This is a genomic window from Tenacibaculum singaporense, assembly GCF_003867015.1.
GTDB lineage: Bacteria > Bacteroidota > Bacteroidia > Flavobacteriales > Flavobacteriaceae > Polaribacter > Polaribacter singaporensis.
This window is the reverse complement of the sequence record NZ_CP032548.1, coordinates 1,611,156-1,629,134: the sequence shown is the minus strand read 5'-3', so window position 1 is coordinate 1,629,134 and position 17,979 is coordinate 1,611,156. Positions and strand designations below refer to the sequence as shown.

General features: G+C 31.7%; 17 protein-coding genes and 1 other RNA gene. 11 read left to right on the top strand and 7 right to left on the bottom strand.

Translation table 11 applies throughout. The features are described 5' to 3' along the window. Positions 1 to 94 precede the first annotated feature (94 nt). Positions 95 to 820 carry a hypothetical protein gene (locus D6T69_RS07260; RefSeq protein ID WP_125067112.1) on the top strand — a complete coding sequence of 242 codons (726 nt, stop codon included), beginning with the start codon at positions 95 to 97 and terminating at the stop codon, positions 818 to 820. Positions 821 to 875: 55 nt separating this feature from the next. Here D6T69_RS07260 and rny read toward each other — a convergent pair whose 3' ends face one another. The 4 genes from rny to D6T69_RS07240 form a co-directional block, all read right to left on the bottom strand. Continuing rightward, entirely contained in the window at positions 876 to 2,441 is a 1,566-nt protein-coding gene (gene rny / locus D6T69_RS07255; RefSeq protein ID WP_125067111.1) for a ribonuclease Y, read from the bottom strand. A 49-nt stretch (positions 2,442 to 2,490) separates the two neighbouring features. After that, positions 2,491 to 2,599, bottom strand: a non-coding RNA gene (gene ssrS, locus D6T69_RS07250) — 6S RNA. Between the two features lie 60 nt (positions 2,600 to 2,659). After that, positions 2,660 to 2,947, bottom strand: coding sequence for a cell division protein ZapA (locus tag D6T69_RS07245; RefSeq protein ID WP_125067110.1), 288 nt, complete (start codon positions 2,945 to 2,947; stop codon positions 2,660 to 2,662). A gap of 15 nt (positions 2,948 to 2,962) precedes the next feature. After that, on the bottom strand, positions 2,963 to 3,253 hold the full coding sequence (locus D6T69_RS07240) for a hypothetical protein (protein WP_125067109.1): 291 nt from the start codon (positions 3,251 to 3,253) through the stop codon (positions 2,963 to 2,965). 148 nt (positions 3,254 to 3,401) lie between these two features. Here D6T69_RS07240 and D6T69_RS07235 point away from each other — a divergent pair, with 148 nt between their 5' ends. From D6T69_RS07235 to D6T69_RS07195, 9 genes are all read left to right on the top strand, one after another. After that, positions 3,402 to 5,099: a M23 family metallopeptidase gene (locus tag D6T69_RS07235; protein WP_240628385.1), complete on the top strand. Its 1,698-nt coding sequence runs from the start codon at positions 3,402 to 3,404 to the stop codon at positions 5,097 to 5,099. Between the two features lie 6 nt (positions 5,100 to 5,105). Then, complete coding sequence (locus D6T69_RS07230) at positions 5,106 to 7,550, top strand: carboxypeptidase-like regulatory domain-containing protein (protein WP_125067107.1); 2,445 nt, start codon at positions 5,106 to 5,108, stop codon at positions 7,548 to 7,550. Position 7,551: 1 nt separating this feature from the next. Further along, positions 7,552 to 7,911 carry a DUF2200 domain-containing protein gene (locus D6T69_RS07225; RefSeq protein WP_125067106.1) on the top strand — a complete coding sequence of 120 codons (360 nt, stop codon included), beginning with the start codon at positions 7,552 to 7,554 and terminating at the stop codon, positions 7,909 to 7,911. A 153-nt stretch (positions 7,912 to 8,064) separates the two neighbouring features. Further along, complete coding sequence (locus D6T69_RS07220; protein WP_125067105.1) at positions 8,065 to 8,643, top strand: non-canonical purine NTP diphosphatase; 579 nt, start codon at positions 8,065 to 8,067, stop codon at positions 8,641 to 8,643. Then, positions 8,644 to 9,675: a FecCD family ABC transporter permease gene (locus D6T69_RS07215; protein WP_125067104.1), complete on the top strand. Its 1,032-nt coding sequence runs from the start codon at positions 8,644 to 8,646 to the stop codon at positions 9,673 to 9,675. A 32-nt stretch (positions 9,676 to 9,707) separates the two neighbouring features. Beyond that, positions 9,708 to 10,505 carry an ABC transporter ATP-binding protein gene (locus D6T69_RS07210; protein WP_125067103.1) on the top strand — a complete coding sequence of 266 codons (798 nt, stop codon included), beginning with the start codon at positions 9,708 to 9,710 and terminating at the stop codon, positions 10,503 to 10,505. 65 nt (positions 10,506 to 10,570) lie between these two features. After that, complete coding sequence (locus D6T69_RS07205) at positions 10,571 to 11,608, top strand: M28 family metallopeptidase (protein WP_206197840.1); 1,038 nt, start codon at positions 10,571 to 10,573, stop codon at positions 11,606 to 11,608. A gap of 231 nt (positions 11,609 to 11,839) precedes the next feature. Beyond that, complete coding sequence (locus D6T69_RS07200; protein WP_125067101.1) at positions 11,840 to 13,009, top strand: histidine decarboxylase; 1,170 nt, start codon at positions 11,840 to 11,842, stop codon at positions 13,007 to 13,009. Between the two features lie 55 nt (positions 13,010 to 13,064). Further along, positions 13,065 to 13,688: an outer membrane beta-barrel protein gene (locus D6T69_RS07195; protein WP_125067100.1), complete on the top strand. Its 624-nt coding sequence runs from the start codon at positions 13,065 to 13,067 to the stop codon at positions 13,686 to 13,688. 43 nt (positions 13,689 to 13,731) lie between these two features. Here the strand turns inward: D6T69_RS07195 and D6T69_RS07190 are convergent, their stop codons facing one another. The 3 genes from D6T69_RS07190 to D6T69_RS07180 form a co-directional block, all read right to left on the bottom strand. Beyond that, positions 13,732 to 14,829 (bottom strand): methyltransferase, encoded by a 1,098-nt coding sequence (locus tag D6T69_RS07190; RefSeq protein ID WP_125067099.1) that lies wholly within the window; start codon positions 14,827 to 14,829, stop codon positions 13,732 to 13,734. Between the two features lie 20 nt (positions 14,830 to 14,849). Next, a complete protein-coding gene (locus tag D6T69_RS07185) occupies positions 14,850 to 16,382 on the bottom strand; it encodes an FMN-binding glutamate synthase family protein (protein ID WP_125067098.1) in 1,533 nt (510 codons plus the stop codon). 92 nt (positions 16,383 to 16,474) lie between these two features. Then, positions 16,475 to 16,726, bottom strand: a complete 252-nt coding sequence (locus D6T69_RS07180) for a type B 50S ribosomal protein L31 (protein ID WP_047789607.1) — start codon at positions 16,724 to 16,726, stop codon at positions 16,475 to 16,477. A 197-nt stretch (positions 16,727 to 16,923) separates the two neighbouring features. Here D6T69_RS07180 and D6T69_RS07175 point away from each other — a divergent pair, with 197 nt between their 5' ends. Further along, positions 16,924 to 17,964 carry a glutaminyl-peptide cyclotransferase gene (locus D6T69_RS07175; protein ID WP_125067097.1) on the top strand — a complete coding sequence of 347 codons (1,041 nt, stop codon included), beginning with the start codon at positions 16,924 to 16,926 and terminating at the stop codon, positions 17,962 to 17,964. The last annotated feature ends 15 nt before the right edge of the window (positions 17,965 to 17,979 follow it).

Sequence of the window (17,979 nt, the reverse complement as noted above, 5' to 3'; positions counted from 1 at the left end):
TAAAATATTTTTTGGCACGTTCTTTGGAAAATTACATAACAACTGCGGAAGCCGAAAAGCATATAGAGTAAGCATAACCCTAAAATTAGCAATTATGAGAACAGGGATACTTTTATTATTAGCAATGATGTCATTAACAGCTGTAAATGCCGACAACATTGAAAAATCAACTAGCAAAATTGGGGTTACATACCGTTATAATGAAGCTGTTACCTTTGTAGAAAGAGGAATCCAATTTCATGTGTTTTTAAACGGTGATTTCGATTTCAATACCCACTACGATAGATATTCTGACTACGGTGTACGTATAAAACGAGATAGAAGAGGCCGTATTAGAAGTGTAGGAAATGTATACATTAACTACGATGCTAGAGGAAATGTAAAAAGAATTGGTAGCGTATTTATGAGGTATAAGTTTGGAAACTTATTTAAAGTAGGTAACCTACGTATTTTATATGATAGATGGGGCAATCCAAGATTTAGAGGGTTTGTAAAACCAGGACACCACCATCATGATGATGATCATTATTACTACTACGATAATGATGGGTTTGACGTAAATATCGATATAAACATAGGAGATGTTTTTGATTATGATGACGTTTATTTTTACAGAAAAGACTTTGGAAGAAACTATCGTCAATTTAGAGAAGACAATAACTTTTATTACTACAGAGCATTACCTAATGCAAAAATTGGAAAACGTAGTAAAGTTATAAAAAGACGTAAGCATAAGGCTTACAAAAACAAAAAGTACAACAATAAATACAGAAAAGGAAAGCCTGAACAAAGAGGTAAATCAAGAAGAAACCATGATTAAACAAAAATCCCTCATCAAAATTGATGAGGGATTTTTTTATTCTATAATTTAATAATTACTTCGCTACGTTTACTGCTCTTGTTTCTCTAATTACAGTAACCTTAACCTGTCCTGGATAAGTCATATCATTCTGAATTTTTTGAGAAATATTAAATGATAATTCAGCAGCTTTAGTATCGTTTACTTTAGCACTTTCTACCATAACTCTTAATTCACGCCCTGCTTGAATAGCATAAGCCTTTTGTACACCATTAAATCCAAAGGCAATATCTTCTAAATCTTTTAAACGTTGAATATAAGAATCTAATACTTGACGACGTGCACCAGGTCTTGCTCCTGAAATTGCATCACATACTTGTACTATAGGAGCTATTAAACTCTTCATTTCAATTTCATCATGGTGAGCACCAATTGCATTACATACATCTGGTTTCTCTCCATATTTTTCTGCCCATTGCATTCCTAATAATGCGTGTGGTAATTCGCTTTCTGTTTCAGGTACTTTACCTATATCGTGTAATAAACCTGCACGCTTAGCTGCTTTTGCATTTAATCCCATTTCAGCAGCCATAATACCACAAAGGTTTGCTACTTCACGTGAGTGTTGTAATAAATTTTGACCATAAGAAGAACGATACTTCATGCGTCCTACTGTTTTAATCAATTCAGGATGTAAACCATGAATTCCTAAATCAATAACAGTACGTTTACCTACTTCAATAATCTCTTGAGTTATTTGCTTTTCGGTTTTCTTTACAATCTCTTCAATTCTTGCTGGGTGAATTCTTCCGTCTGTAACTAATTTATGCATTGATAAACGAGCAATTTCACGACGAACAGGATCGAAACACGATAAAATAATTGCTTCAGGCGTATCATCTACAATAATCTCAACTCCAGTTGCAGATTCTAAAGCACGGATGTTTCGTCCTTCTCTACCAATAATTCTACCTTTAACGTCATCCGACTCTAAGTTAAATACTGACACACAATTTTCTACAGCTTGCTCTACTCCTACTCTTTGTATAGTGTTTAAAACTACCTTACGAGCTTCTTGTTGTGCTGTCATTTTAGCCTCTTCAATAGTATCTTGAATGAAAGACATAGCATCAGATTTTGCTTCGTCTTTTAATGATGCTACCAATTCTGTCTTAGCTTCATCTGCAGATAATCCAGATATTTGCTCAAGCATATCTACATGACGCTTGTGCATTTTTTCTAACTCTGACTCTTTCTTTTCTAAAAATTCTAATTTATAATCAAAATCAGCTTCTTTCTTTTCTAACTGTTTATTAAGTTTTTTGGTTTTATCTAGTTCTGATGAAACTTGACTTTCTTTATCTCTTATTCTTTTTTCTACATCAGAAACTTTCTTTTCTCGTGACAAGATTACTTTTTCATGCTCAGATTTAAGCTCTATAAACTTTTCCTTAGCTTGTAAAATCTTATCCTTTTTTATTGCTTCAGCTTCTACTTTAGCTTCTTTTAATATGCTATTAGCCTCCTTTTTTGTTTCTTGTATTAATTTATTTGCATTAGATTTTTCTAACATTTTAGCAATAAAAAAACCTACTGCTACACCTATAATTCCTGCTAAAACAGGAAATAATATTCCCTCCATAATTTTGATTTGATTGTATAAAAAAAGCCTACATTAATAGGGTTTTAAAAAACTCCAAAATAACAAGTTTAGGATTAACTGATTGATCAAGGATCCGAGGTAAAATCGGCTTGCTTTACTAACCACGACTCATCCTTTATAATTGAATAACGTTGAGTTTAACAAACAATGTACTAATGTAGGCAGTATATTAAATAATATATATTTTAAAGAACGTTTTATAAATGATCTTCTAGCAAGTTAGTCAATTCATTTATCTTTTGCAATACTTCGGCTTTTTCTTTAGTATTTTTTAACGATACTATTTCCGCTTTTGATGCAAATTGTAAAGCACTCATTGCTAAAACATCTTGCTTATCTGCTACCGCATAACTTTGTTCATAACTGGCAATTAATTCATTAATACTTTTCGCTGCTTTACGTAACCCCTCTTCTTCATCGGTACTATTTACACTCAACGGATACGTTCTACCAGCAATTACCACATTAACTTTTATTTTTGCCATGTAAAGAACTTTATATTATGTGTTCAAAAGAGTAATACATTTATCAATCTCTCGAACTAAAGCATTTATTTTGAGTTTTGTTTCTCTTGTATTTTCGTTACTGCCCTCAATAGTTTTCGCAACTTTCAGCAAATTAAACTGTTTCTGCTGTTCTTCTAATTGCTTCTCTTTTTCTTGTAATAAAACTTGTAACTCCGCGTTATTTTGAAGTAAAACTTTATTTTCTTCTTTCAAAAACTCATAGTTCGAAAGTAAGTTCTTCAACCTATCTTCCAGTAAATGAATTGCTTTTAAAGGGTTACTCATTTATTTTAGAGAATAAAACTATATTCACAAAGTTATTAATATAACTTATAATTAGCAACTCTTTTAGTGTTTTTTACCAAAACACTGATTCTGAGCCCTTAAGGTTTTTGTCAGATTTTTACTAGTTTTGCTTTAAAACTATTGCATTTTGAAATTTTATTTTTCTCTTATTTTATTAGTCTTTTTTATTAGTGGAAATGCACAAAATAAATATCCACGAAATTATTTTTCAAATCCTTTGAAAATACCCATAATATTATCTGGTACTTTTGGAGAGTTACGAAGTAATCATTTTCACTCAGGAATAGATATTAAAACCCAGGGGAAAGAAGGTATTCCTATTTATGCACCGGCAGATGGCTATGTTTCTCGTATAAAAGTACAGCAATATGGTTTTGGAAAAGCTTTGTATATAACACATCCTAATGGTTATACTACTGTATATGCCCATTTAAAACGATTTGAGCCAAGTATTCAACGATATGTAAAAAGCATCCAGTATAAAAAAGAAAAATATAGTACTGGAAATCTTTTCCTCAAATCAGATAAATTTCCTGTAAAAAAAGGGCAACTTATTGGTTATACTGGTGACACAGGTAGTTCTGGAGGTCCACACTTACATTATGAAATTAGGAATACACAAACAGAACATATTATAAACCCAATGCATTTTGGCTTAACGGCTAAGGATGATAAAACTCCTACTGTTCAAAAGCTAATGGCATATCCACTAAGTGACGATGCTAGGATTAATAATTCTGCTTTAGAATCTGTTATTTCTTTCAAAAATAACGGTAATGGTGATTATGTAGCTGAAAAAATTACCGCTAGTGGTACTATTGGTTTTGGCATTAGTGTATTTGACCGATTAAATGGTGCTTTGAATAAAAATGGAATTTATAGCTTAGAGATGAAAGTAAATGGTCAACGCGTATATTATCATGATGTTGAAACTTTTTCTTTTGCTGAAAGCAAATATATTAATCTGTTAATAGACTATAAACACTATAAAAAGTATAAAAACAGAGTACAAAGAACACATAAAGTAAAAGCAAATAGACTTAACTTGTATGAAGATTTGGTAAATAACGGAGAGGTTCATATTGAAGACGGAGCTAATTACAATATTGAGATTATAGCCAAAGATTTTAAGCACAACACTTCTAAAGTAAGAATACCAGTTAGAGGAACTGCAAGCAATTTAGTATTTAAGGAAAAAGATACTACTAACTATAAAATTATAGCAACTAACTTTAATAAATTTCATCAAAAAAATGTAACAGTTGCTTTTCCTAAAAACACTTTTTATAAAGATTGTTTTATTGATTTTAAGGTTGAAAATGGTACTGCTAAGGTTCACGATCCTACAATTCCTTTAGACAAACGTTATACACTAACTTTTGAGACTTCTTTTTTAACAGAAGACCAAAAACAACATGTATATATCGCTAATGTTACAAATCCTAGATATCCAAGATATACATCTACTAAAAAGAAAATAGACAAAGTATATACCACTACTAAACTTTTAGGTAGTTATGCCTTGCGTTTTGACACTGAAAAACCAACAATTCAATTGTATAATTTTAGTAATAACCAATGGATTTCTAAAAACAAAACTCTTAAAGTTAAAATCAGTGATAAAGAAACCGGTATTAAAAATTACCGCGCTACTATTGATGGTGAATGGATTTTAATGGAGTATAACCATAAAAAAAGAATCCTTACATACGATTTTAATGATAAAAAGTTGGTAGGTAGCAAACATATTTTTAAACTTGTAGTCTCTGATAATGTGGGAAATACTGAAACAGTTTCAGCAACATTTTTCAGAAAAGTAAACTAAACAAGCTTGAAAAAATTTATTCTTTTATTACTGCTCCCTTCACTAGTTTTTGCACAAAAAACAGCTACAGTAAAAGGAATCATTACCAATAAATTCAATACACCTATTGAAGGAGTTACGATTTCCTATTTATCTAAAGGAACAACTACTGATGCTAACGGAATGTATCAATTTACAATTCCTATTCGTAAAACAGTTACCGTTACATTTACCCACGTTTCTTATAAAACTTTGGTGAAAAAATTCACTTCTAGAGGAAAAAGAAGCTTTAATTTCTCCCCTACTTTACAAATTAAGAGTGAAGAGTTGGAAGAAGTTATCGTTAAAAACCAACAAAAAGAAGCACAAGGTATTACCAAAATAAAAACTAAAAAGGTAAAAAACATACTTGGTGCTAATGCTGGTGTTGAAAATATACTAATGACATTACCTGGAGTTAGTAACAACAACGAATTAAGCACTCAATACAATGTTCGGGGTGGTAATTTTGATGAAAACCTAGTATATGTTAACGGAATTGAAGTGTATCGTCCATTTTTAATCCGCTCTGGTCAACAAGAAGGCTTAAGTTTTACCAATCCGCACATGATTCAGAATATTAATTTCTCTTCAGGTGGATTTCAAGCAAAATACGGAGATAAACTATCTTCTGTTTTGGATATTACCTATCGAAAACCAACCAATTTTGGTATACAATTAGATTTGAGTTTATTAGGAGGAAGTTTTACTATTGAAGATACTTTTGCTAATAATAAGCTAAGTGCAATTGTTGGTGTTCGTTATCGTGATAATAGCTTATTTGTAAATAATAAGCAGACTGAAGTTAACTTTAGACCCCAATTTACAGATGTTCAATCATTTTTAAGCTACCAAGCCACTAATAAACTCACATTAAACTTCTTAGGAAACTTCTCTCTCAACAATTACAATTACAAACCATTAACTCGTAAAACCCGATTTGGAACCTTAACAAATCCGCTAGAGTTAATTGTTTTTTATCAAGGGCAAGAAAAAGATCGTTTTCAAACCTTATTTGGAGCATTCTCTGCTGATTATCAAGTTAACGACAATCTAAAACTTACTGGTACTATTTCTTCTTTTAATACACAAGAAGAAGAATATTTTGATATTGCTGCCGCTTACGCCATAGGTGAAGTAAATAGCAATATTGGTTCTGAAGATTTTGGTGAAGTTGAATTTTCTCAAGGAATAGGTTCACAAATTAATCATGCACGTAACGACTTGGATGCTTTAATCAGCAATATTCAACTAAAAGCTACTTTAAAAGATGGTAATAATGAATGGAAAGCTGGTATTAAATACCAAAAGGAAAATATTAAAGACCGTATTCGTGAATGGGAAGTGATAGATTCATTAGGTTTTTCTGTTCGTCCACCACACCACACCGGAAATAATCAACCATACGAACCTTTTACAGGTCCTATTGAGCCTTACAGAAATGTGAGAGCAGAAAATGAAACAGACATTAACCGTATTACTAGTTTCTTACAATTCAGTAGAAAAGCAATGTGGAATGACCATCAAGTTTGGATGAATATTGGAGTTCGTTCTCATTATTGGTCTATAAAAACAGCTTTTACTAATAATTTTTCTCAAACAACCTTTAGTCCTAGAGCACAATTTGCTATTAAACCTGATTGGGAGAGCGATATGCTATTTAGAATATCTGGTGGATGGTATTCACAACCTCCATTTTATAAGGAATTACGTGATTATGACGGACAAGTACACCCTGAAGTAAAAGCGCAAAGGTCAATTCACATAGTTGCTGGGAATGAATATAGTTTCAACGTATGGGAACGCCCTTTTAAATTAGTTACTGAACTCTATTACAAAGATTTATCAGATGTAAATGCTTACTCTGTTGATAATGTCCGCATTCGTTATCGCGCAGACAATGTTACTAATGCCTATGCTTACGGTTTAGATGTTCGTTTAAACGGAGAATTTGTACCTGGTAACGACAGTTGGGTTAGCTTTGGTTATTTAAAAACCGAAGAAAATATTAACAATAGAGGTTATATTGCTCGACCAACTGATCAACGGTTAAAATTTGGTGTATTATTTCAAGATTATGTACCTAACTTACCTGACTTAAAAGCTTATCTAAACCTTGTTTATAACACTGGGTTACCTGGTGGAGCTCCTGCTTACGCTGATGTATATCAATTTCAAAATCGTTTGAACGATTATAAACGTGCCGATGTCGGAATTTCTTATGTTTTTGCTGATGCTAATAAACAACATACAACTGGCTTTTTACGAAGCTTTAAAGAACTAACTGCCGGCATAGAACTTTTTAATATTTTCGATATTCGTAATTCCAATACCAATACATGGGTGCGTGATGCTTACAGTAAAAATCAATACGGCATTCCTAACTATATGACTGGAAGAGTGCTAAACTTTAAATTAGGAATGCAGTTTTAAGATGAAAACAACACCAAAACACGACGAAAGAATTGCAAACATGACCTTTGCTTCTGTTTATCCACACTATGTTACGAAAGTTGAGAAAAAAGGAAGAACAAAAGAAGAGCTGCACCAAGTAATTGAATGGCTTACCGGTTTTAACAACCAAAAATTAAACAAATTAATTGATCAAAAAGTAACTTTTGAAACCTTCTTCAAAGAAGCCAACTTAAACCCAAATGCCCATTTGATTACAGGTGTTATTTGTGGTTATCGAATAGAAGAAATCGAAACTCCGTTAACGAAGCAAGTTCGTTATTTAGACAAGCTTGTAGATGAATTAGCTAAAGGTCGTAAAATGGAGAAAATTTTACGATAAACCTTTTAGGGTACTTAATAATTATTAACCCTACCTTCACACAATACCTCTTTATTTACAAGACTTTCAAGACGAATACCTTTTTTATAAAAATAAAAACACAAGCAAAGATGATAAAAATTGAATACATTTGCTTTTGTTAATTTTCAACACATGAAACTAGTTTTTGCTACTAACAATCTAAACAAACTTGCTGAAGTACAAAAAATGTTACCTAACTCTATTGAGTTACTTTCTTTGAAGGACATCGATTGCTTTGATGATATTGAAGAAACCGCAACTACTTTAGAAGGAAACGCCAAAATTAAAGCAAATTATATTACTGAAAAGTTTGGATATAATTGTTTTGCCGACGATACAGGTTTAGAGGTAGAAGCTTTAAATGGAGAACCAGGAGTATATTCTGCTCGCTATGCTGGTGAACCTGCTAATGCAAAAAACAATATGCAAAAACTATTAACAGAATTGAATCATAAAACCAATAGAAGTGCTCAGTTTAGAACTTCTATTTGTTTAAATTTAGATGGAAAGCAATTTTTATTTGATGGAGTTTGTAAAGGAACTATTTTAACATCTAAACAAGGTGAACAAGGTTTTGGATATGATCCCATTTTTCAGCCTGAAGGATACAACAAATCATTTGCAGAAATGACTTCAGAAGAAAAAAACAAAATAAGTCATAGAGGATTAGCTATTCAACAATTAGTCGTTTTTTTAAAATCAATTAGTTAATTGAATTTATCAAAAACATACACAGTTCATTTTTTACTTTTATCAGTTTTACTGATTATTTTTCTACTACTAAACATTAGCTTAGGTTCCGTATCCATTCCTTTAAAAGAAATTTTCAACTCCTTATTTGGCAACCCTGTTGCAAAAGATAGTTGGGAAACCATTATCATTAATTACCGTTTACCAAAAGCGATTACAGCAATGTTAGTAGGGTCAGGATTAGCTATAAGTGGTTTATTAATGCAAACATTATTCAGAAATCCACTTGCAGGCCCTTTTGTATTAGGAATATCTTCTGGTGCAAGCCTTGGTGTAGCATTACTCATTTTAGGCTCTAGTGTTTTTGGAGGATTTTTTCTTGTAGCTATTTACTCTAACTGGGCATTGGCCATTGCTGCAAGTGCTGGGTCTTTCTTAGTATTATCAGCAGTTATTATAGCTGCAAATAGAGTTCGTAATACGATGTCTATTTTAATTATTGGATTAATGTTTGGCTCATTAACATCAGCAGTTATTAGCGTATTAGCTTTTTTTAGTGAAGCTGAACAAATACAACAATATTTATTTTGGAGCTTTGGAAGTTTGGGGAATCTAACTTGGGCTGAACTTTCTGTTTTTGGAATTATTTACCTTGTAGGAATTCTTGGAACATTTTCTGTTATAAAACCTTTAAACAGCTTTTTATTGGGTGAGAATTATGCAAAAAGCTTAGGAATCAACATCAAAAAAAGTAGAAACATTATTTTACTAATCACAAGTATTCTTACAGGAGTAATTACAGCGTTTTCAGGTCCTATTGCTTTTGTTGGACTAGCTGTTCCACATATTGCTAAAATGATTTTTTCTACATCAAACCATAAAGTATTATTACCTGCTGTTGCTTTAATTGGAGCTATTATTCTTTTAATTTGTGACAGTATAGCGCAATTACCCACAAGCGAATTCACCTTACCTATTAACGCAATAACATCATTATTTGGAGCACCTGTAGTTATATGGCTATTAATTAGGAAGAAGAAAATATATGTATAAAACTAAGATTATAAACAGTTAAACAATTAAACATCAAGCAACAACAAAAACATATCGTCTTACAAACAGAAAATCTTTCAATAGGATATAAATCAAAAAAGCAAGAAACACTTATTGCTTCAGATATTGATTTAACTATTGAAAAAGGAAAATTTGTTGCTTTGTTAGGTAAAAATGGAATTGGAAAATCAACATTACTTCGTACCATTTCTAAGGTTCAAAAACCTTTGAACGGAACTGTAAAAATCAATCATAAAGAACTTTCAACCTATACTAATCAAGAATTATCTACTACGCTGAGTTTAGTATTAACCGAACGTTTACCGCTAAGTCAGCTAACGGTTTTTGAACTCGTTGCTCTAGGACGTCAACCTTACACTAACTGGATTGACAAACTAACTCAAGAACATCTAAAAAAAATTCTCTGGGCAATTGAGCAAACTGAAATCTCCCATTTAAAAGACAAACGATTTTATGAATTGAGCGATGGTCAACTACAACGTGTACTTATTGCTCGTGCACTAGCTCAAGATACCGAAATCATTATTTTAGATGAACCTACTGCTCACTTAGATATACATCATACATTCAAGGTCTTTTCTTTATTAAAAAAGCTTGTAGAAAACACAGGAAAAACTATTATTATTTCTACTCACGAAGTAAATATAGCCATTCAATTAGCTGATGAATTTATATTACTTTCTGAAAAACAACTATATACTGGCAATTCACAAGAATTAATTGCTAAAAATGCTTTTGATGAACTTTTTCCAAAAGAATTAATAAGTTTTAACAAAACATTAGAACAATTCGTTATTAAGAAAAATTAAATTTGAACGATTGTAACATTTAGTTACTTTTGAAACCAATCAAACTAAACAAACCTTAATTATTGATGAAAAAATTACTTTATATGGCTAGTGCAATTGCACTGGTAGCGTGTGGTTCAAGCAAGGAAACTGCAAATACTGATAATGAAGCAACCACAGACCAAGCTGCAAAATATGCCAAAACCATTACTGCAAAAGATTTAGGAAAACATCTATTTATCTATGCTTCAGATGAATTTGAAGGAAGAAACACTGGTGAACCTGGACAAAAGAAAGCGGTAAAATACTTAAAAGATTTTTATGTTAGTCAAGGAATAGCTTCTCCTTTAGGTGGTGATGATTACTTTCAAGAAGTACCTTCTGAATACTTAAGTAACAACCGTAGAGGAATGACTTTAAAAGATTCTGAAAACGTTGTTGCTTTTATCAAAGGAACGGAAAAACCAGATGAAATAGTGGTTATTTCAGCTCACTTAGATCACGAAGGAGTTAAAAACGGAGAAATATACAATGGTGCTGATGATGACGGATCAGGAACTGTAGCTATTTTAGAAATTGCTGAAGCTTTTAAACAAGCTGCCGATGCTGGTAAAGGCCCTAAACGTTCTATTTTATTTTTACACGTTACAGGTGAAGAAAAAGGTTTATTAGGATCTAAATATTACACTGAAAACCCAATTTTCCCATTAGCCAATACTGTTACCAACTTGAACATTGATATGATTGGTAGAGTTGATGACCGCCATAAAGGAAACCCAAATTATGTATACTTAATCGGTTCTGATAAGTTAAGTACTGAATTACATAACATTTCTGAAGCGATGAATAAAAAATATACTAACATCGATTTAGATTATAAATACAACGATGATAACGACCCTAATCGTTTTTATTATCGTTCTGACCACTATAATTTTGCTAAGCACAACATTCCTATTATTTTTTATTTTAATGGGACACATGCCGACTATCACAGACCAACTGACACTCCTGACAAAATCAATTACGAAATGTTAGAAAATAGAGCTCGTTTGGTTTTCCATACTGCTTGGGAAGTTGCGAATCGTGAGAATCGTGTTGTGGTTGATAAAGCCGCAAAATAAGGTCTAATCAAATTTAAATTATAAAGTTTAAAAGCTCATCTAAATTAGATGGGCTTTTTTATTTTCTTTAATATTACTCTTAAAATATATCTCTTTTTACACTTAAAAAGAATCCTAACCAGATTATTTATCTACCAAAAAAAATAAATTAGAAAAATAATCTAAATATTAAACTAATAGCTGACAAATAATATTGCTTCGTTTACATTTGCCCGCTTAAATTTTAATACTATGGTTAACGAAGGGAAATTATCATTAGAAAATCAACAAAAACTAGATAAATTACAAGAAGAACTAGCTTCTGCTCGCGATACTTTTTTAGGATATCCTGTATCAAAAGATTTCGATTATTCAGAATTAAATAAATTTTTTCAATATCCAATTAACAACCTTGGTGATCCTTTCGAACAAGGCACTTATCGTGTACGAACTCATGAAATGGAACGTGAGGTTATTGCATTTTTTGCAAAACTATTTAGAGCAAATCCGAAAGATTTTTGGGGGTATGTTACCAACGGTGGTTCAGAGAGTAACCTGTATGGTTTATACATTGCTCGTGAATTATTTCCTAAGGCTATGGTATACTATTCTGAATCTACTCATTACAGTGTACGTAAGAATATCCATTTGTTAAACATCCCAAGTATTGTAATTAAATCGCAAGAAAATGGTGAGATGGATTATGAAGATTTTGAAAATACTGTTCGTATGAACCGTCATAAACCAGTAATTGTATTGGCTACTTTTGGTACCACTATGAAAGAAGCAAAAGACGATATAGGTAGAATTAAAGGAATTTTAAGCAACCTCGCTATCCAAGACCATTATATTCATTGTGATGCTGCTTTAGCTGGCTCTTTTGGACCGTTCATGCAACCTCGTCTTCCTTTTGACTTTATGGATGGCGCAGATAGTATATCTATTAGTGGACATAAATTTATTGGTTCACCAATACCCACTGGTGTGTTAATGGCTAAACGATCTAACAGAGACAGAATTGCTAAAGGAATTTCTTACATTGGTTCTTTTGATACTACTATAACAGGTTCACGTAACGGGCATTCTCCTTTATTCTTGTGGTACGCCTTAAAACAATTAGGTGTTGAGGGTTTACGACAACGTTACCTACATAGCTTAGCTGTAGCTGAATATTGCGAAGCTGAATTACAAAAAATTGGAGTAAATGCTTGGAGAAACCCTAATGCAATTACTGTTGTACTACCAAAAACTCCACAAAGTATTAAAGATAAATGGCAGTTAGCTACTGAAGGGAACATTTCTCATGTTATTTGTATGCCTAACGTAACAAAAACTCAAATTGATGAATTTGTAAATGATTTAAAAAATTGTACAGAACAAATTATTGAAGAGGAATTTTCCTATGATTTTTCATTAAGCTAACCTTATATTAATCTAAGACAAGTACTTTTGATTGCTATAAAAGAAAATTTAATTTATGAAGAAATTATTATTAAGTACAATGCTATTTGCATTGTCATTCGCTTATGGACAAGAAAAAAAAGAAAAATTAACTATTGAAAAAGGTACATGGTATACTAGTGCCAATTTTTCCATAGGACATAATAGTAATGAATTTGAAGGTTCTCCTGAAACTTCTAAATATTTTAACTTTAACTTCTCTCCTAAGGTAGGATACACTATTAACGACAACTTAATTATAGGTTTAGGTGTAGGATATGGATATTCAAAAAGTGAATCTGGGAATGAAATTGGAAAAGGTAACTCCTATAAAATCTTTCCTTATATCAAAAAACACTTTCCACTTGGAAAGAAATTAACTATTTCGTTACAAGGAGAGTTTAGTTATAGTTATTCTGATTATTCAAGCAATATTAATTCTACTCCATACGAAAGAAGCACCAACCAATATTTTGTAGGGATAAGACCTGGACTTACTTATTTTTTAAATAAAAACATCGCCTTAGAAGCTAATATAGGTAGCTTAGGTTATTCTAAAACAGACCAAGATGAAAGTAATTTTCCAGATAGGGAGTCTGATTCATTTCAGTTTAATATAAACTCAACTGATTTAATGTTCGGTTTATCATATTATTGGTAGTATTAAAGTTTACAAAATCTAACAAAAAACGCTAAGAATTTTCTTAGCGTTTTTTTATACACTCTATTATTTGAAACTTTTTATTTTGTTGCAACACACTTACCGAAGTAAAAAGCGTTGTTAGGTGCGTACTATAATTTAAGTGCGAATTAGCCACTAACAAAAATCTCCCTTCGTTTTTCAAACAATTTTCTACTCCTTTAAAAAGGTTGAGTGCTACTTCAATATTATTCTCATGTTCAAAATGAAAAGGTGGATTTGATACGATCAAATCAAAAGAATTTTCTTTGATGTTCTCTAGAGTATCATCACATAAAAACTCTGCTTTTTTTCCTTCTAAGTTAATTTTAGATGACTCAATAGCTAAGTTAAAATCATCTAATAAAGTTACTGCTGCTTGTGGATTTTGATTAGCAACTTCATAAGCTATTATTCCATTACCTGAAGCTACATCTAATACTTTTAACTCCTCTGTTTTAACTTCTAAATTTTCTAAGAAAAATTGCGTTCCTATATCTATGCTTCCAGAAGAAAACACACCGTAATATTGCTGTAAGACTTTACCTTTCCACTGGATGGTATTAACTAGCTTTTTCTTTTGAACTTCTTTTTTAGGAGCTTTTAAAATCAATAAACGTGCTTTTTTCCAAGCTTTTGACTGAGTAACCTCTTCAAAATATTGTTCAGCAACCTTTATATAAGAAGGAGAAAAATACTTAGTCATAAACCCGCAAACAACAACTGTTTCTTTATGTGAAGCTTTATGGATTTGTTGTAAGAATAACTCAAATAACTCTAATGACTTTGGAATTTTAATTAAAGCCACTTCTACATACTGTAGATCATCAATTGGAGTTTTAAAATCAACTTCCGTAGAAAAGTTATTCAATTTTAAATTTTGACGAATTGCTTTTTGCTGACTAGCATACGTCCAAACAGTAGTAATTTTTTTATGCTGTAAAGCACAATTCCACACTCCAAAACGGTCATTAAAAAGGTGTAAACTCTCTACATTCTTATCAGTTATATAATCTAACACTAAGAGTTCAGCGTTACTCCAAGCTCGTAAACTTTTATCGAAAGTCTTAGGGTAACGTTGTAATTGATATGTTTTTGAATTTATTTTTACTGTAGTATCCAATTTTAACTAGCTTTCTTCATTTAACTAACTAAAACCTTTTCTTTAGCGTAGTAAATTTCATCTAACGAAGTTATTTCTCCTGTTCTTTTTCTTCTAAAAATGTGTTTTGCCTCTACATCTTCAATTGAATCTTTTCCCATAGCTGCAACCATTTCTTTAATAGCACTAATTGTCTTATTATGATAATTCTTTACACGCATATTCTTATACTTAACCACCAAAGCCTTTACTAAGTCCTTCTCTTGTGTTGCCACTCCCACAGGACAAGTATCTAAATTACACTCACGTGCCTGAATACAACCTAAACTTAACATAAAGCTACGAGCCATACCAATCGCATCGGCCCCTAATGCTAAATATTTAATCACATCAAAAGCGTCAATAGCTTTACCACTTGCAATGATTTTTATTTGATCTTTTAATCCGTATTTTTTCAACATCTTATTCACAAAAGACAATCCTTCTAGCAACGGTGTACCAATGTAGTTTGAAAACTCTAAAGGTGCTGAACCTGTACCTCCTTCTCCTCCATCAACAGCTATGTAATCAGGATAATTATTAGCATCCGCAAAAGCTTTAATCATCGCTTCAATTTCGTCATTATCCCCAACACAAAACTTAATTCCTATTGGCTTCCCTCCTGACAGCTCTCTTACTTGTTGAATAAATGCTACCATTTCATCAAAGTTAGAAAAAGCATCGTGTGCCGGTGGTGAATCTACTCGTGTAAAAGGCTCTACAGAACGAATTTCAGCAATTTCTTTCGTGTTCTTTTTTGCTGGAAGAATTCCACCATGGCCTGGTTTAGCTCCTTGTGAAAGCTTTATTTCAACCATCTTCACCTCTTCTCTAACAGCATTTTTCTTAAAAACCTCTGCATCAAAAACTCGTTTCCCATTTACACTTTTCCCTGCTCCAAAATATCCAGTACCTACCTGAAAAATTAAATCTCCTCCTTGTAAATGATAAGGAGAAACACCTCCTTCACCTGTGTTATGAGCAAAGCCTCCCATTTTAGCTCCTTGGTTCAATGCCATAATTGCATTTTTACTCAACGAACCAAAAGACATTGCTGAAATATTGATTATAGAAGAATTATATTTTTGTGTACACTTATCTGAACCTATAAGTACTCTTTCACCATTAATATGATGATGATCTTTAGGAAATAATGAATGTTTTACAAACTCATATCCTTTTGCATATACATTGTGTTGTGTACCGAAAGGAACTGTTTCTATTTCTTTTTTCGATCTCTGATAAACAATACTTCTTTTCTCACGGTTAATAGGTTTCCCGCTTAAATCATCTTCTATAAAATACTGTTGAATTTTTTCTCGTTCTTCTTCAAACACCCAACGCAAACGAGCAATTACTGGAAAAGCACGCATTAACGAATGCTTTTTTTGAATAAAGGCGTCATATATTGCTAATAAAGTTACTGCTGAAGCAACAGTTAACAAAATATAATTTCCCATATCTGGCATGAAATAAACCAACACACCACATAAAATATTAATTACAACAATAACAGATAAAATGGTATCTCTCATCTCTTTTATTTTTCTGGCAAAAATACAATTTTAGCATAAAAAAAGCTCTGACATATAGCCAGAGCTTTCTTTTATATTTAAAATACTTGAAATTACTTTTTGAATTTCGCGTACTTGTTTTTGAACTTATCAATACGCCCTGCAGTATCTACTAACTTAGACTTACCAGTGTAGAAAGGATGTGAAGTTCTTGAAATTTCTAATTTAATTAATGGATATTCAACTCCTTCTACCTCTAAAGTTTCTTTTGTATTAGCAGTTGAACGTGTTAAAAAAACATCTCCGTTAGACATGTCTTTAAACGCTACCATTCTATAATTTTCTGGATGTATACCTTTTTTCATCTCTTGTAAATTTAAAATCTTTTATTTTTGTTGAAAAAATTATAAAGTTGGTAAAGCTTTATAGTTGTTTCATATATCAAAAACCTGCAATGGCTATTTGAGGGTGCAAATTTAACCCTTTTTTTTAATTTGCAAACAAATAATTTGCTTTAATTTGTACAACATCTTTATAAACTACAGAAAATAACATTTTATATATGCGTTTTTATAAACTTTTAACCTTGGGATTAACTACTTTACTTGTAACCTCTTGTAGTGAAACTAATTACAAATTTAAATTAGATACTACCAAAAAAACCACACTAGGTAAAAAAGCTGCTATTAAGTTTGAGCAATTGAAAGGTGAACAGATAGATTCTGTACAATTATACGTAAATAACAAACGTGTAAACACGAACGAAACTAGTGTTACCGTTAACACTGCTGATTTTGGTGTGGGGAAACATGCCGTTACTGCTTTAGCTTTTTATCCTAACAAATCAAAAAAACTAAACAACTCTATTGAAGTGCTAGCAAAAGAAGCTCCTGCTGTATATTCTTATAAAATTGTAAATATTTATCCGCACGATAAAGGAGCCTATACGCAAGGGTTAGAATACAAAAATGGTTACTTATACGAAAGTACAGGTCGTAACGGAGAATCTACATTAAGAAAAGTTGAGTTAGAAACCGGAAAAGTTTTACAAAAAACTGATTTAGACAAAAAATACTTTGGAGAAGGTATGACTATTTTTAACAATAAAATTTATTGGTTAACATGGCATGCACGTAAAGGTTTTATATACGATTTTGAAACATTTAAACAACTAGGAAGCTTTAACTACACAAATAGTAATCAAGGATGGGGATTAACACACAACAATTCTGAACTTATTAAAACAGATGGTAGCAATAAGGTTTGGTTTTTAGATGCAAATAACCAACAAGAAAAAAGAAGCATTCAAGTTTACACAAACAAATACCCTGTTGATAATTTAAATGAAATCGAGCTTATCAACGGAAAAATTTACGCAAATAAATGGCAACAAAACTCAATAGTTATTATCAACCCAGAAACAGGTGTTGTTGAAGGTGTAGCTAATTTAAATGGACTAAGAGATATTGTTGCAAAAGATCAAACTCTAGAACCTCAAGACGATGTACTAAACGGAATTGCATATGATGCTGAAAACAACCGTTTATTTGTTACAGGAAAACATTGGGGAAAATTATTTGAAATAGAACTAATCAAGCAATAATCTACTACCTAAAAC

Bases quoted from the DNA above. Each gene is read 5' to 3' on its own strand.
- D6T69_RS07220 (WP_125067105.1), top strand. From the start codon at position 8,065: ATGAAACTAGTTTTTGCTACTAACAATCTAAACAAACTTGCTGAAGTA.
- rny (WP_125067111.1), bottom strand. From the start codon at position 2,441: ATGGAGGGAATATTATTTCCTGTTTTAGCAGGAATTATAGGTGTAGCA.
- D6T69_RS07185 (WP_125067098.1), bottom strand. From the start codon at position 16,382: ATGAGAGATACCATTTTATCTGTTATTGTTGTAATTAATATTTTATGT.
- D6T69_RS07205 (WP_206197840.1), top strand. From the start codon at position 10,571: ATGAAAAAATTACTTTATATGGCTAGTGCAATTGCACTGGTAGCGTGT.
- D6T69_RS07180 (WP_047789607.1), bottom strand. From the start codon at position 16,726: ATGAAAAAAGGTATACATCCAGAAAATTATAGAATGGTAGCGTTTAAA.
- D6T69_RS07260 (WP_125067112.1), top strand. From the start codon at position 95: ATGAGAACAGGGATACTTTTATTATTAGCAATGATGTCATTAACAGCT.
- D6T69_RS07200 (WP_125067101.1), top strand. From the start codon at position 11,840: ATGGTTAACGAAGGGAAATTATCATTAGAAAATCAACAAAAACTAGAT.
- D6T69_RS07225 (WP_125067106.1), top strand. From the start codon at position 7,552: ATGAAAACAACACCAAAACACGACGAAAGAATTGCAAACATGACCTTT.
- D6T69_RS07245 (WP_125067110.1), bottom strand. From the start codon at position 2,947: ATGGCAAAAATAAAAGTTAATGTGGTAATTGCTGGTAGAACGTATCCG.
- D6T69_RS07175 (WP_125067097.1), top strand. From the start codon at position 16,924: ATGCGTTTTTATAAACTTTTAACCTTGGGATTAACTACTTTACTTGTA.
- D6T69_RS07240 (WP_125067109.1), bottom strand. From the start codon at position 3,253: ATGAGTAACCCTTTAAAAGCAATTCATTTACTGGAAGATAGGTTGAAG.
- D6T69_RS07195 (WP_125067100.1), top strand. From the start codon at position 13,065: ATGAAGAAATTATTATTAAGTACAATGCTATTTGCATTGTCATTCGCT.